Genomic DNA, 14,114 nt, shown 5'->3' with positions numbered 1-14,114 from the left:
CAATCGCTCGTCGCACTGCTTCTCGCAATTCGTTTCACTGCGGTTGGCGTGTGATCGACTCCCAACCAGAAAATCTTAGATTCGCCGATGGCAACGACTTACAAAGACAGCGGGGTGGATCTCGAGCTTTACGAACAAGCGATGCAGAAGCTCCCTTCGCTCATGCACCGCACCTTCACACCCCGCGTTGTCCGCAACGATGGAGGATTCGCTGGTCTCTATGCACTCGATTTTGCCAAGTCGCTTTTTGCTCGAAACTACGAAGAACCGATTTTGGTATCGGGAACCGATGGAGTGGGTACGAAACTGCAGGTCGCTCAGCGAGCTGGCAAGCACGATACGGTCGGGATCGATCTGGTCGCGATGTGCGTGAACGACGTTCTATGCACTGGCGCCGAACCGTTATTCTTCCTTGATTACGTAGCCATGGGGAAGGACAACCCACCTCTTTTGGAAGCGATTGTGCGAGGAATTTCCGATGGATGCATCGATGCCGAATGCAGCTTGCTCGGGGGTGAGACCGCCATCATGCCGAGTCACTACCACGACGACATGTACGATCTCGCGGGATTTTGCGTTGGAGTTGTCGACAAGAAACGCTTGGTCTCCGGAAGTGCGATCACAGCGGGAGATGTCCTGATCGGCGTCCCTTCATCGGGACTTCATAGCAACGGATTTAGTTTGGTCCGCAAGGTAGTCTTTGACAAAGCGAAGCTCGATATCGATAGCCACATAGCCGACTTGGGCACCACGGTGGCTGATGCCTTGCTCAAACCGACATTGATTTACAGCAAGGTGGTTCGATCCGTATTGAGCCGTTACAAAGTGAAGTCGGTCGTGCATGGTATCGCGCACATCACAGGAGGAGGGCTTCTGGAGAACACCGAGAGGATCTTGCCCCCGACGGTCGATTTGGTGTTCGAACGCGGCTCATGGGAAGTCCTCCCGGTCTTTCAATGGATCCAGCAGCTAGGAGAAGTCGAGCAGCACGAAATGGAGCATGTGTTCAACATGGGACTCGGCTTGGTCTTTGCAGTAAGCCCTTACTATGCCGATAGCGTGCAGGCGTTGATTCGCTCGCAAGGTCTTGCTTGCTCCGTCATTGGAGAGGCGGTCGGGGGGACCGGAAAGAGTCGCTACCGTTCGTAGTCTTCGAACGTTCCACCTGGAGCGACACTCGAAACCGATTTTTGGGGGGCATGATGCAGATTTTGCTGTTCGGAGGGGCGAGGGATGCTGCGAACGCAATGTCGGTCGAAGTCGAGCTGGAATTGCCTGCCACGATCGAGCAAGTCTCAGAGTGTTTGGGGGCACAGGTCCCAGGACTGAAGCCCTACCTCGCTTCCTCTCGCTTCGCGGTCAACCATGAGATTGTCGATCCCCAGTTTCTCATTACTCCCGATCTTCCTAACCTTGAAGTCGCATTGATTCCTCCCGTCAGTGGAGGCTGAAAGGCAGTTACCTATGAATCCCCAGGCCACTACTCTATTCCAAGAGCTCGATGCGATCGTTCTGATCGACTCGCACTCTCACATCAATCCCACCAGCGCTGCGTCGCGCGATCTCGCCGATTTGCTTGGTTACCATTACTACACCGAGCTTGCTCATTCGTCTGGCAAGCCCCGGTCGGAGATTGAGGAACCCGGGATTTCTTCACGAGAAAAGGTCTCCCGTCTCTTTACGCATTTAGGAAACATCGACAATACGATCCAGTGGTCTTGGTTCCTCGAGCTCGCTCGGGAGCTGTTCGGGTTTGAGGGAGAAGAAATCGATGCTTCGAACTGGGAGGAGGTTTATGATCTTGCTTCCCAATGCATGCAGCAGCCTGATTGGGAAGAGCATGTCCTTCGCAAGAGCGGTGTTGAAAAAGTATTTCTGACGAACGATTTCGATGATTCATTGAAAGGCTTCGACACGCAACGTTATGTCCCTTGCTTGCGAACCGATGACCTCGTTTTCCATTTGGCGAATCCTGTGGTTCGCGATCGTTTGGCGAAAGCGACCGGCCTAGAAGCTTCCAATCTCTCGGTTCTCAAACAGGCCATTGCGAAGTTGTTCGAGCACTTTTGCGCGAACCAAGCCAGGGCTTGCGCCATCTCTCTACCACCTTGGTTCTCCCCCAAGGCCTATTCCGATGACTCAGCCGCCGCCTCCAAAGCGATGGATGAACTCCTCGCGCGAGGTCTCGAGGCCTCGGATTTAGCCAAGCAGACGATGGCGGAATGGGTTTTTTGGAAGATTGCCGAACTCTCCGACGCACATGGGCTGCCGTTCGATTTGATGATCGGTGTGAACAGAAAAGTCTATCCTGAGGGTGTTTTCCAAGGTCAGGATTTGTACGACTCGCGTGTTTCGCTCATCCAGTACAGCGAGTTGTTTCAAGCGTTCCCCAAACTCATGTTCCCGATCTCAGTACTCGCGTCGGTCACCAACCAAGAGCTTGTCGATTACGCGTGGATTTTCCCCAACGTTATCACGCACGGACATTGGTGGTATAGCAACACCCCCAATTACATTCGCCATGACTTGCGAGGACGCATCGAAGCCATTCCTCGCAACAAACAAATCGGCTATTACAGCGACGCCTACAAACTGGAATTCATCCTCCCCAAATTCCGAATGTACAAGCGACTTTTGGCGGAGACTTTGGCTTCGGAGTACTGCGTGGGACGAGGGTGGAACGAAGCCAAAGCGATCGAGTTGGGACGCCAAATCCTGCGGGGTAACGTCGAGACAATCTTCCAAATTCAATAGAACAATCCTTCCATAAAACACTCCAGAACAGCACCTGAGGAATCGAGGGTATCGTGAAGAAAGTAGGTTTGGTCGGTTGGCGAGGGATGGTCGGGTCCGTCCTCATGCAGCGCATGGCGGCAGAAAGTGATTTTCAGCACTTCGAACCTGTCTTTTTCTCGACATCGAATTCGGGTGGCGCAGCGCCACAGGTCGGAGGAGCCGGATCGGGGGTTTTGCAATCTGCCACCGATCTGTCGATTCTTTCGAAGATGGACGCCATCGTCTCTTGCCAAGGAGGAGATTACACGTCGTCCATCTATCCGCAGTTGCGGGCCAGCGGTTGGAATGGAATCTGGATCGATGCCGCATCGACCCTTCGCATGGACAAGCATTCGATCATTATTCTCGATCCCGTGAACAACCATGTTATTCGCGATGGATTGAAAAATGGCATCCTCGCCTACATCGGGGGCAACTGCACGGTGTCATTGATGCTCATGGCGCTCCATGGGCTCTTCCGGAATGATTTGGTCGAGTGGCTCACCAGCATGACCTATCAAGCGGCATCGGGAGCGGGGGCTCAAAACATGCGAGAGCTTTTGCAACAAATGGGAGTCGCTCACCAAAGCGTCGCAAATCTGCTTTCCGACCCAGCGTCGGCCATCTTGGAAATCGATCGACAAGTCGCCAGTACAATACGTTCTTCGGACTATCCAACCTCTCAGTTTGGCGTTCCATTGGCTGGAAGTTTGATTCCCTGGATCGATAAAGATCTTGGAAACGGTCAGAGCAAAGAAGAATGGAAGGGGAGATCGGAAACGAACAAGATCTTGGGCTTGGCTCCCGATACAATCCCCGTCGACGGGGTCTGTGTGCGCATCGGTGCAATGCGTTGTCACAGTCAAGCGCTAACGATCAAACTGAAAAAGGATGTGCCGATCGACGAAATCGTGGACATGTTGGCCACCGCCAATCCGTGGGCCAAAGTTGTTCCCAACGAGCGAGATGCCTCCATGCGAGATCTGACCCCTGCCGCAGTGACGGGCGGACTCGTTTGCCCCGTTGGGCGATTGCGAAAGCTCGATTTAGAACCGAGCCAACCAGGTCGGTTCCTCTCGGCGTTCACTGTAGGAGATCAACTCCTTTGGGGAGCCGCCGAACCCCTTCGTCGCATGCTCCGCATCTGGCTTGAAGATTAAGGTTCGCTAAAGCGATGCCTTGCGAGGGCGACCTCGGGGTCGAAGCGTCGATTCCAATCGAAATCGCTTGACGATCCGTTCGACCCATCCAGGATCTCCGTAAGGTGATCCCCGTTCGATGCTCCTCTGGATCAGCTCAAGTTTTTCTTGGGCCAATCCTTCTTGAAGATGGCTTTCCCAGGCGGAGGGCAATGGGACCGGAGGGGGCGAGATCCAATTCGACAAGCGAGACACCGTTGTCGCTCTTTGGTGCAGCGAGGTGTACGCGTACGCTTTTGAATCCGACGTGATTCCCAACTGCACCGGGAGGGATTCGATGTACAGCATGGCATCGAGAATCCGCTCGTTGTCTTGAACGGGAAACGAGCGATAGCGGCGTTCGTAGATGCCGCGTTGCTGTGTTTCCGATGCCAGATGGCGATTGCGCATTGCGTGCACCGAGGTAACCCATCCGATCCATTTCGAAAGGTCGCCATCTTTGCGTGGTACGACCAGGGCGAGCCACTGGTCTGGCAAGAGAGCGTAGGCGAGAAGACGTGGCTCCCATCGTTCCAATGACTCCTGCAGGATACCCGTGAACCCGACGAGAGCTTGGTCGTCGGGAAAGATCGTCAGACCATCGAGGCCTCGGCAGACCGTGAGGTAGGGGAAGCCCCCTTCGCTGGCTCTCGGGGCGCGTCCCATCGATCAGTTCCAACTGGGGTCGGCAACCGATCGGACTCGGTCCAAACCTGTGGCTAGGATTTGGTGTCCGATTCGCTTGACCATCGTGTCCCAAAGATCCGACTTGGAAAGAATCTCTTCCACCGTAATATCGGACACGAGCCAGCTTCCGGTATCAAGTTCCGATTGCAATTGCCCCGGCCCCCAACCCGAGAATCCGTCGAACAGTTTCACGCGGGCCGATTTGGTGACAAACAGTTTTTTGAGATCGTCTTGGTCGCTCGTGACATAGAGCATCTCCGAAAACGGATGCCCTCCTACGTTGGGACTGTCATGGATGGCGATGAGTGGGCCATCGACGGGGCCACCGTAATAGAGAGGCTCGGAATGTACGCACTCCAATTCGCAAACCATGGAAACAACTTTGGACATCGTAAAGTCGGTGGGGCGATTCAGCACCAGCCCAAACGATTCCTGATCGGAGTGTTGGAGAATGAGCACGACAGTTCGGCTGAAATTGCTGTCCTCCATGAAGGGGGAGGCGAGAAGACATCTTCCTGCAAGTTGAATATCCATAGGCTTACCGACGAGAAAGCGACCAATCGATTATTCGTCCACAAACTCCTGCATGATGGGGCTTTCAATTTGGAGTCTCACCATTTGCTGGTAGACCCCGTTTTGCTCCATCAGTTCCCGGTGAGTTCCGCGTTGAACGATCTGACCTGCGTCCAACACCAGGATTTGATCTGCATGGATTATCGTACTCAGTCTGTGGGCGATGACAAACGAAGTCCTGTTTTGGAGCAGGATACTCAAGCTTTCTTGGATCCGTTTCTCGCTTTCGCTGTCCAAATTGGAAGTCGCTTCGTCGAGGATGAGGATACGAGGATCCGCCAAAATGGCTCGTGCGATTGCCAGCCTTTGTCGTTGCCCTCCGCTGAGTTTGAAACCGCGCTCGCCGATCTTGGTCTCGTACCCGTGGGGGGATTGCAGAATGAATTCGTGGGCCGCAGCGGCTTGAGCGGCCTCTTCAATTTCATCCTGGGTCGCATGTCGACGTCCATACGCGATATTCTCGGCGATCGTTCCATCGAACAGGAACACATCTTGCTCGACGACTCCGAGCAATTGGCGATACGAATGGAGCCGAATGTCGCGCAAGTCCATTCCGTCGAGGCGGATCGAGCCACGGTCCGGATCAAAGAATCGGGCAACAAGATTGCAAAGCGTGCTCTTGCCTGCCCCGCTTCTTCCCACGATGGCGATGGTAGTCCCAGGTTCTGCGTCGAAGCTGACATCTTGGAGCACCCAATTTTCATTCTCAGGGTACTTGAACGAGACATTCTCAAATTCGATGTGCCCTTTCGCCAGAGAGCGCGGTACGCGGATCGATCCAGAATGATCGACCAGCTCACGCGGCGATGCCAGGAGATCCAAGATGCGATCGAGTCCGGCCAAGTTATTTTGGAACTGAACGGCGCTCCCAGCGAGGGTTGCGATAGGACCGAGGAGCATCGTGAGATAGACGAGGAACATCATCAAGTCTCCTAGTGTCAGCTCCCCTTGCAGGATCTGCCATCCGCCGTAGACGAGCAGGGAGGTCGATGCGAGTGGAATGAGAACTTCCCAAACGATTTCAATCAATCTCGTTCGCCACCAAACCATGAGCTGCTGCCGGACGAGGACATGGCTCCACCAGAGAAATCGCTTGGATTCACTTCGTTGACGCGCGAAGGTGCGGACAACGCGGATTCCTCCAAAGGTTTCCGTCGTGTTCGCATCGATGGTTTGCCGTCGATTCCGAACGTCTCGGTACAAAGGGCGAATGGCGTAGATCCAAGTCCGATGGCTGAAATATACGGCGGGCAGAAGCAGTAGACCTGCCGCCAACAGTCGCCAGTCCACCAGCATCAGGACCAACAAGCTCCCCAGGAGCTGCACGACGGCCTGCCACGGGTTGTAAACCATACTGAAAATAAGATCCGCGATCCCACCCGCATCCTCTCGGATCAAACTCGTCGCTCCGCCCGATTTCAGTTGTTGGATTTTATGCAGCGGCATGTGGAGCATGTGATCGAAGACTCGGCGCCGAATCGACATTTGGACTTGGTTGACCGCTTGCGTGCACAGCCAGCGTCCGTAAAGGTGGATCGCAGTGCGGACCAAGGTCACGAGGGCAACAGCGATCGCGATGCCGATGAGGAGCGTGATCGGTTCAGGAGAGCCGACCCACCGAGCGAGAGTTTCGGGTAGAGGAGCGGGGGGGTTGGTCAGCGCGCTGTCGATGGCGACCTTGGTGCCGAGCGGTGGCAACAGGGCGAGAAGTGTGGAGATTGTGAGAGACGCCAATCCGAGATAAATCTTCGACTGATAGCCAGCGAGCAATTGCCAAAATGCGCGAAACAATTGCCAGAACGAGCGATGCGTTCGCTTGACCAGAGCGTCCTTATCTTTTCCCGACATCGACGCGTGGTAGGAGTCGATTTCTTTCGACTTCTTTTCCTCCTTGATCCGGGAGGGGAGAGTTTCCAGATATTTCTGGAACTCTGTTTTGCTGACTGGCATGCTTAAATCCGGCTTGCAAAGGGTAAAAGGGATCCCTCGATGCTACACAGTAGCCGGATGTTGAGAAAGGGCTAGGTCTCTCAGAGGGCCAAGGCGTCTCCCTGTCGATCCCGTTCGATCTGCGTCAAGCGATACATATCGTAGATCAGTTGGACATCGCACCCCCGTTGTTGGACATTGCGGCGGGAGAACATGCGTTGCTGGGAGCTGACCATCACTTCGGGAGGAAGGCTTGCCAATTGCCCGAAGAGCCTTGCGTAGTTGACAAAACTTGGAACGTTGCTGGTCACGAATCCGTACATCATACTGCACACACCGATGACTTTACCCGTGAAGATCCCCGTGTTGATCGCTGTTTTGGAATAGTCTCCCATGATGCAGCCGAGGAACTGCATATTCGTTTGGGATTTTCCGAAACCGTACTCCATATTCACCGTTCCATAGGTGTTCTTCAGATCGCTGTTGCAGGTTCCTGCCCCCAGATTGATCCAACTACCGAGGTAACTGTGCCCGAGGAATCCGTGGTGCTGTTTGTTGGTATAAGGTTCGACGATCGATGCTTCCACTTCACCGCCGATCTTGGTGGTATGGCAAAGGGAGACAGCATCCTTGATAGCCGAGTGTTCTAAGATCCGAGATTTAGGACCGATATAAATCGGCCCCCGGAGGAGCGTATAAGGACCGATCTCCGCGCCTCGGTCGACGATAATCGGCCCCTTTCGAGTGTCGCTCAACACGTAATCACCTACCGTCGCACCCTCGGCTACGAACAAGCCATCGCTGAGTTGGGTCAGCGCCTGGGAACCGGATGGATCCAACTGCGAGAGCCGAATGCGAAGGTCCAAATTCTCTCGGATGCAATCCATGTGGATTTGAATCAACTCGTGGGGCAGCGCAATCGTCGATAGCGTTGCCTCAATCGGGGTGAATCGTTTTGCTTTTTCTAGAAGCTCCTCTACCCCCAAGTAGCCGGATTGAAACAGATCGTGCAGCGACCACGGAGGGGCGATCACCGCCGCGACATGTTCTCGATCCAAAATGACGCTGGGGGGAATTGGGGCATTCGCATCGCGGATCTGATCGAGAATCGCTTGAAGCGTCGATAAGTTGCTTGCAGTGGGGGCCACGCGAGCGTTGAGGAGAATGGCGACAGATCGGTCTTCGGCGATACCGTTCACTTCCGACTCCAGCGTCTTGAGTGCGGGAAAGTCGATCCGTTGAATGGCTTGCAGGTGGGGGCGAGAAACAGCGAAGACGTCGTCGCCGAGGAATTCCAAAAAATCGACCAGTCGGTAGCTGCCACACGTCACCGTCGCGGCCAAGCGTGCGAGTGTGATCGGGGCCAACAGTTCGCACTGTGGATCTTCAAAGACGACGATGGTCATGTTCGGTTCCCTGCAGGATGAGTTCGAAGCCCAACGGGGTGATTCCAAAGCGGTGCGACGCCGCGGACCGAAATGTTTGGGGCGTCGTGACAATAGAGTCCTTGCGAAGAAAATGGAACGGCAACTCACCGGCAAACCTATTGACCCGTCCGCAACGCTTTGTCTATACACCTAGCAGGAAACCATGCTCGCCCGGCAAACTTGGTAAATTTTTCCGTTTGTAACTAAAAAAACGAAGACAACGGTCCGATAAGAAAAAGCAACGGTGGCAGGTCACGCCATCGCTGCCCATCGAGGCAGACCTGTCACAAGTAATCGAATGCCCTGACAACGAAGAACCTTCGCGGTTGGAAACGGGGTTGAGTGCTATCAAAGGATTGCTAGCTATGCGAACGAAAATCGCAAATTGGAACAAACTCGCTCTCGTTGTGCTCGTCGTGAGCGGTACCCAGGTCGGTTGCAAGAGCGGATGGAAAATGCCTGGTGCGAGCATGTTCTCGTGGAGCAAGAAGCCGTCGGAATCGACGCTGGCCGGCAGCAACCCGAGCATCAGTTCCCCTTCGGCAGCTTCGATGGGATCTGGGGTAGCCGCCTCGGGTGCACCGACTAGTCCTGCGCTTCGCAATACGCCCAACATGTTGGCCTCGACGGCAAAGACGTCTCCTTACGGCACCCCGACCGGCATGACCGGTTCTACAGGGCCAGTTGCAGGTGGAGCCGCCGCCTCGAATGGATATCAAACCGGTCCGTATGTAACGAGCGCGGGTAATCGTCCAACCGGATTCACAGCACCGACAGGCTATGGACCGACAGGAGCACCATCCGGTGTACCGGCGGGAAATCCTACGGGTAGCTTCGCGATGAACGGAGCACCTGCGGGCGCTCCGACGGCACCGACTGGTTTCGGCCTTCCGGGTGCCGCACCGAACGGCATGGCACCTCCACCGAGCAATCCAGCTCTGGCATCTGCATCGTCATTCGGCGCCCCTCAGCCAACGGCTCCTTATGGGATGCCGAGTGCTCCTGCTGGAGTACCGGCCCTCCCTGTTGGGATGAGCAGCACGAACATGGCGAGTCTTCCAGCGGGTATGCCTGCCGGCACCATGAGCTCGATGCCCAATGCCGCCCCTGCGTCCTACACACCGCAACAGCCTGCGGCACCCATTTACGCAGGAGCTGCTCCCTATCGTCCAGGAAGCACGGCTCGCCAAACGTCCTATGACTTCAGCCAGCCTTCCGCAGCCGGGGCACCCAACACGGGTCTGCCCGGTGTGAATGTGCCTCAAACGGCGACAGGACTCCCCCAACCGACCAATCTTTATCGCTAAGCCATGGTCGTTTGGTTTCGAGCCGACACCAAGTAACCGCTACAATAACAAGTAACCGCTACAATAAAGGGAGTGCATCCATTGCGCTCCCTTTGTTCGTTTCCTATCCGATGGTTTGGGGTTTGCTTTGGGTTTATTTGACGGAACATCACTGGAACGCCCCATCCTGTGCGAACGTTGTCACCAAGACATCAAGATCTGCACGTGTCCACCTCCGGATGTTCCACCGGACAAACAACGTGTCTCGCTTCGATTGGAAAAACGAAAGAACCAACGCTTCGTCACCCAAGTTACCGGGTTCTCATGTCCCGCAGCGCAAATCCAACAGCTCCTGCTGGAACTGAAGAACCAATGCGGCGCAGGTGGCAGCTGCGGCGAGGATTGGTTGGAAATTCAAGGGGACCAAATGACGAAAATTGAATCGTCGTTGCTTGCTCGCGGCTACCGCATCGCGAAGGGAAAAGGGAAATAGCCCTCCATGGAAAAGAAGACTACGACGATTCCATCGAAGAGTTTGAAACGCGAGCATTCCAAGCCGCCTAAATGGGAGGCGATTCAAACCTTGGTTTGTTTCGCGCTCGGACTCACCGGTTTCTTACTCCAGCGATTTCTTTCGCCTGATTATCAATACGGAGCATTGATCCCTCTCGTGGGCGCCTACGTGGCGGGGGGCTACGAAACGGCGAAAGAAGCGGCCATTAGTTTGTGGCATCGCAAACTGAACATCGATCTGCTGATGATATTGGCTGCTCTCGGAGCCGCGATCCTAGGGGATTGGGTGGAAGGGGTGGTTTTATTATTCCTCTTTTCATTGAGCGGAACGCTCGAGGCCTTCGCTTCGTACCGCACCAACCGTTCTATCGAGGCGTTGATTCGATTGCGCCCCAGCACCGCCAACCGGATTGTCGCAACCTCGCAACCATCGAATGTTCTACAGGAAGAGTCGGTTTCCATTGAATCGCTGGCGATCGGCGATCGCGTCCGCGTTCGCCCCGGTGAGCGGTATCCAGTCGATGGGAAAATTGTCGATGGCGAAACGTGGGTGGATGAATCAACGCTGACGGGGGAAAGCCGGCCGATCGCCAAACAAACAGGGGCTGACGTTTACGCGGGAACCATGAATGGCGCTGGGACCGTGGTGGTGGAGATGCGTAAGGAGATCGGCGACACCACCTTGGAACGGATTGTCGCCATGGTTCACGAGGCGCAGACGAAGAAGACAGCCACCGAACGATTCGTCGATACTTGGCAACAGCCCTACGTAATCGCTGTCATCGTTGGCGCCCTGGTCACCTTCTTCGCAACGCTTCTTTGGAATCGAGCCGATGGGAACGATGCGTTCTACCATGCGATGGTTCTGCTCGTAGCCGCTTCACCGTGCGCCGTAGTCCTCAGCTCTCCATCGGTCATGCTCTCCGCCATCGCCCTCGCAGGACGGCATGGAGTGCTGGTAAAAGGGGGGACTCACATCGAGCATCTGGGGACGATCGATGTCCTGGCCATGGACAAGACGGGAACCATTACGTTAGGAAAGCCGACGGTTCAAGAGATCTGGACTCCACCCGGCTGCTCCCCCAACAAGCTTCTCGCGTACGCCGCGCTGGTGGAAACGCAGAGCGAACATCCATTGGCCCAACCCATCCTCGATGAACTCGCAAAACGTGGCGAAGCCGTCCCGAATGTCGTGCTGCAGGAGTTCCACAGCCATACCGGGCTTGGCGTTCATGCAAGCATCGATGGTGTATGGGTCGGAATCGGAAAGGAAACACTCTTTGAAAGCCATGATCACCCGTTCCCAGCTTCCATTCAAGAACAAGTCAGCAGGATGCGCGAGCGCGGCGAGACGGCGCTGCCAGTCGTTACCTCCGATCCGAGTATGTTCGGCATCATCAGCGTTACCGACCCTTTGAGATCGGATACCGATTCCACATTGAAGATCCTCAAGACGTTGGGGATTCCGAAGATTGTCTTGTTAACAGGAGACCATCCTCGGGTTGCTCAAGCGATCGCTGGAAAACTGCCGTTCGACGAAATCGTCGCGGGACTGATGCCGGACGAAAAGGTGAAGCATCTTGTTCGGCTCCGAGAGGGCCAAAAATGTATTGCCATGGTAGGGGACGGTGTGAACGACGCCCCGGCTTTGGCAACTGCAGAAGTCGGAATTGCGATGGGAGGAGTGGGATCGGATGTAGCCCTCGAAGTGGCCGACGTGGTGTTGATGCGAGATAACTTGAGCGCACTACCCATCGCCATTTGGATCGGTCGGGTTGCGAACCGACGCGTGCGCCAGAATTTGTTCTTCTCGTTTGGCATGATCGGACTGCTGGTCGCCTCCTCGTTTTTCAATCTTCCCATGTGGATGGGGGTTCTAGGGCACGAAGGAAGTACGTTACTGGTCGTCTTCAACGGCATTCGCCTTTTGTGGACCCGTATTCCCGACTCGGTACGTGGTGGGGGAGACGAGGGCATCGCTGACTCGTCCGGCGGCTAAATTTGGCACACTTTTTGGCGTCTCCACTGCAGAGAAAGCTTGCGCTGAACTAAACTGATGAATCCGTCGACTCGGTTCTGACGTAGAACGCTGTGGTTCTTGCGAAGGAGTCCTCACCGCGATGTCGACGCTATCGATTCGGGATCCCCTGTCAGTTTCCCTCCCATCCCGCACCAAAACATTCCAGCCGGCAAGACAGACCGGCTCACGGCGTAACGAGATGTCCAACGCTTCAATCCTTCAACGCATAGCGATGCGCGAGGAGGCAGCCTTCGAGGAGTGTATCCAGCGTTATGGTTCGCTGGTTTGGTCGTTGGCGAACCGCTTCACATCGACCCACGCGGATGCGGAGGACGCAACGCAAGAAATCTTCGTCGAGATTTGGCAAAAGGCGCACCGATGGGATGCGGAGAAATCTGCCGAGTCGACCTTTATCACCATGATCGCTCGACGGAAGCTGATCGATCGGTTTCGCAAAACGAGTCGCTCGCTCGAAGTCGCCAGTATCGGATCGGAAGCGGAGTTGCCCGCAGCAGATTCCAGCGAGCTAGTCGATGTCTTGGACGAATCGGAAAAAGCTCTCGAATGTTTAGAGCGTCTCAATTCTGTGCATCGCGACGTTTTGCGCCGGTCCATTCAAGTCGGAGACTCGCATTCGCGAATCGCTGAGCAGCTCGGACTGCCGCTCGGCACAGTGAAAACATATGCGCGACGAAGCTTGATCCAGCTAAGGGAGTGCATGGAACGAAGAGCGGTGCGGCAGGGAGTGTCACCATGAAAGCGACCTTGAACGAAGACGAACGATTCGAAGATTTGATTGCTGGGTATGCTCTAGGTGATCTCAATGACCATGAGATCGCGGAGCTGTACTCTTATCCTCGCGAGAAAGTGGAATTTGCCATCGAGCGAACGGAAGCGGCTGCCGCTCGGGCTCTACTCGCCTTTGAAGGCCAGTCCCCGCACCTTGCTCGCATGCCTGACGACTTGCGAAAGCGACTTACCTCGCAGGCCTGGAGCTCCCATACCGCGAGCGACGAACTCCGGTTGTTCAGTCGCTCGACGATAGAGGAAACATTCCTCTCATCGTCCGCTTTGCCCGCTCCAGAAAGTACCTTGGGGACGCAACCCAAGACCTCCATGGAGCTGCGCGAGATGGTGGGATGGTTTGCTGCCATCGCGGCGACGGCATTGGCGATCGCCAGTTGGCTTCCTAGTTGGAACGATGGGTCGGCTGGAGGTCGAGTTCGATCGGATTCGACCCAACAGGCCGCAGTCGACCGCGCTGCGTTGCTAGCCTCTGCTGACGATTTGGTCCGCGTTTCCTGGACTCGTCCTGCCGACGCAACGCCAACGAATGGGAACGCCGATCTGGGGGACGTCGTTTGGAGTTCCAAATTCCAGAGAGGTTATATGCGAATCCAAGGCTTGAAGCCGAACGATCCAACCCAGGAACAGTATCAGCTTTGGATTCTCGATCCCAATCGGGACAGCAAACCGGTGGATGGTGGCGTCTTTGACATCGATCAAGAAGGTGAAGTCGTTTTGCCGATCCATGCCAAATTGAAGGTGGATGAACCGACGTTGTTCGCCATCACGATCGAAAAACCGGGCGGTGTCGTCGTCTCCGACCAATCGCGTCTTCCATTGCTCGCCGTTGTTTCCGCCCGGTAATCGCTGTCCATCTGAGTTGCGCACTGGTATTCTATAGGTCCCCGCCTACGCATCGATCCTCCATCCCCGCGCGACG

General features: G+C 55.3%; 13 protein-coding genes. 9 read left to right on the top strand and 4 right to left on the bottom strand.

The genetic code is table 11. From position 1 onward, the window contains the following. Positions 1-87: 87 nt before the first annotated feature. From purM to asd, 4 genes are read left to right on the top strand one after another with little or no spacing between them, the layout of a single operon-like run. Complete coding sequence (gene purM / locus SH467x_RS14330; protein ID WP_482367793.1) at positions 88-1,149, top strand: phosphoribosylformylglycinamidine cyclo-ligase; 1,062 nt, start codon at positions 88-90, stop codon at positions 1,147-1,149. A 50-nt stretch (positions 1,150-1,199) separates the two neighbouring features. After that, positions 1,200-1,451: a MoaD/ThiS family protein gene (locus tag SH467x_RS14325; protein WP_482367792.1), complete on the top strand. Its 252-nt coding sequence runs from the start codon at positions 1,200-1,202 to the stop codon at positions 1,449-1,451. Between the two features lie 13 nt (positions 1,452-1,464). After that, positions 1,465-2,754, top strand: coding sequence for a glucuronate isomerase (locus SH467x_RS14320; protein ID WP_482367791.1), 1,290 nt, complete (start codon positions 1,465-1,467; stop codon positions 2,752-2,754). Positions 2,755-2,807: 53 nt separating this feature from the next. Next, entirely contained in the window at positions 2,808-3,935 is a 1,128-nt protein-coding gene (asd, locus tag SH467x_RS14315) for an aspartate-semialdehyde dehydrogenase (protein ID WP_482367790.1), read from the top strand. Positions 3,936-3,941: 6 nt separating this feature from the next. Here the strand turns inward: asd and SH467x_RS14310 are convergent, their stop codons facing one another. The 4 genes from SH467x_RS14310 to SH467x_RS14295 form a co-directional block, all read right to left on the bottom strand. Next, positions 3,942-4,619 carry a transposase gene (locus SH467x_RS14310; protein ID WP_482367789.1) on the bottom strand — a complete coding sequence of 226 codons (678 nt, stop codon included), beginning with the start codon at positions 4,617-4,619 and terminating at the stop codon, positions 3,942-3,944. A 3-nt stretch (positions 4,620-4,622) separates the two neighbouring features. Further along, a complete protein-coding gene (locus SH467x_RS14305) occupies positions 4,623-5,174 on the bottom strand; it encodes a YqgE/AlgH family protein (RefSeq protein WP_482367788.1) in 552 nt (183 codons plus the stop codon). A 30-nt stretch (positions 5,175-5,204) separates the two neighbouring features. Beyond that, on the bottom strand, positions 5,205-7,163 hold the full coding sequence (locus SH467x_RS14300) for an ABC transporter ATP-binding protein (RefSeq protein ID WP_482367787.1): 1,959 nt from the start codon (positions 7,161-7,163) through the stop codon (positions 5,205-5,207). 80 nt (positions 7,164-7,243) lie between these two features. Next, complete coding sequence (locus SH467x_RS14295) at positions 7,244-8,548, bottom strand: putative sugar nucleotidyl transferase (RefSeq protein WP_482367786.1); 1,305 nt, start codon at positions 8,546-8,548, stop codon at positions 7,244-7,246. Positions 8,549-8,934: 386 nt separating this feature from the next. Between SH467x_RS14295 and SH467x_RS14290 the strand changes: the two genes are divergently transcribed. The 5 genes from SH467x_RS14290 (at position 8,935) to SH467x_RS14270 (ending at position 14,038) form a co-directional block, all read left to right on the top strand. Continuing rightward, entirely contained in the window at positions 8,935-9,876 is a 942-nt protein-coding gene (locus SH467x_RS14290; protein WP_482367785.1) for a hypothetical protein, read from the top strand. A gap of 127 nt (positions 9,877-10,003) precedes the next feature. Further along, complete coding sequence (locus SH467x_RS14285; protein ID WP_482367784.1) at positions 10,004-10,348, top strand: translation initiation factor; 345 nt, start codon at positions 10,004-10,006, stop codon at positions 10,346-10,348. A 6-nt stretch (positions 10,349-10,354) separates the two neighbouring features. Next, positions 10,355-12,367, top strand: a complete 2,013-nt coding sequence (locus SH467x_RS14280; protein WP_482367783.1) for a heavy metal translocating P-type ATPase — start codon at positions 10,355-10,357, stop codon at positions 12,365-12,367. Positions 12,368-12,587: 220 nt separating this feature from the next. Next, positions 12,588-13,145, top strand: coding sequence for an RNA polymerase sigma factor (locus SH467x_RS14275; RefSeq protein ID WP_482367782.1), 558 nt, complete (start codon positions 12,588-12,590; stop codon positions 13,143-13,145). Further along, on the top strand, positions 13,142-14,038 hold the full coding sequence (locus tag SH467x_RS14270; protein ID WP_482367781.1) for an anti-sigma factor: 897 nt from the start codon (positions 13,142-13,144) through the stop codon (positions 14,036-14,038). The genes SH467x_RS14275 and SH467x_RS14270 overlap by 4 nt, the downstream gene beginning before the upstream one ends. Positions 14,039-14,114 lie beyond the last annotated feature (76 nt).

Source organism: Brakhagea slesvicensis, assembly GCF_052161625.1.
In the GTDB taxonomy this organism is placed as follows: Bacteria; Planctomycetota; Planctomycetia; order Pirellulales; family Pirellulaceae; genus JBKCUI01.
This window is presented reverse-complemented; position numbering and strand designations above follow the sequence as displayed.

Bases quoted from the DNA above. Each gene is read 5' to 3' on its own strand.
- purM (WP_482367793.1), top strand. From the start codon at position 88: ATGGCAACGACTTACAAAGACAGCGGGGTGGATCTCGAGCTTTACGAA.
- SH467x_RS14325 (WP_482367792.1), top strand. From the start codon at position 1,200: ATGATGCAGATTTTGCTGTTCGGAGGGGCGAGGGATGCTGCGAACGCA.
- SH467x_RS14320 (WP_482367791.1), top strand. From the start codon at position 1,465: ATGAATCCCCAGGCCACTACTCTATTCCAAGAGCTCGATGCGATCGTT.
- SH467x_RS14310 (WP_482367789.1), bottom strand. From the start codon at position 4,619: ATGGGACGCGCCCCGAGAGCCAGCGAAGGGGGCTTCCCCTACCTCACG.
- SH467x_RS14305 (WP_482367788.1), bottom strand. From the start codon at position 5,174: ATGGATATTCAACTTGCAGGAAGATGTCTTCTCGCCTCCCCCTTCATG.
- SH467x_RS14300 (WP_482367787.1), bottom strand. From the start codon at position 7,163: ATGCCAGTCAGCAAAACAGAGTTCCAGAAATATCTGGAAACTCTCCCC.
- SH467x_RS14295 (WP_482367786.1), bottom strand. From the start codon at position 8,548: ATGACCATCGTCGTCTTTGAAGATCCACAGTGCGAACTGTTGGCCCCG.
- SH467x_RS14290 (WP_482367785.1), top strand. From the start codon at position 8,935: ATGCGAACGAAAATCGCAAATTGGAACAAACTCGCTCTCGTTGTGCTC.
- SH467x_RS14280 (WP_482367783.1), top strand. From the start codon at position 10,355: ATGGAAAAGAAGACTACGACGATTCCATCGAAGAGTTTGAAACGCGAG.
- SH467x_RS14275 (WP_482367782.1), top strand. From the start codon at position 12,588: ATGTCCAACGCTTCAATCCTTCAACGCATAGCGATGCGCGAGGAGGCA.
- SH467x_RS14270 (WP_482367781.1), top strand. From the start codon at position 13,142: ATGAAAGCGACCTTGAACGAAGACGAACGATTCGAAGATTTGATTGCT.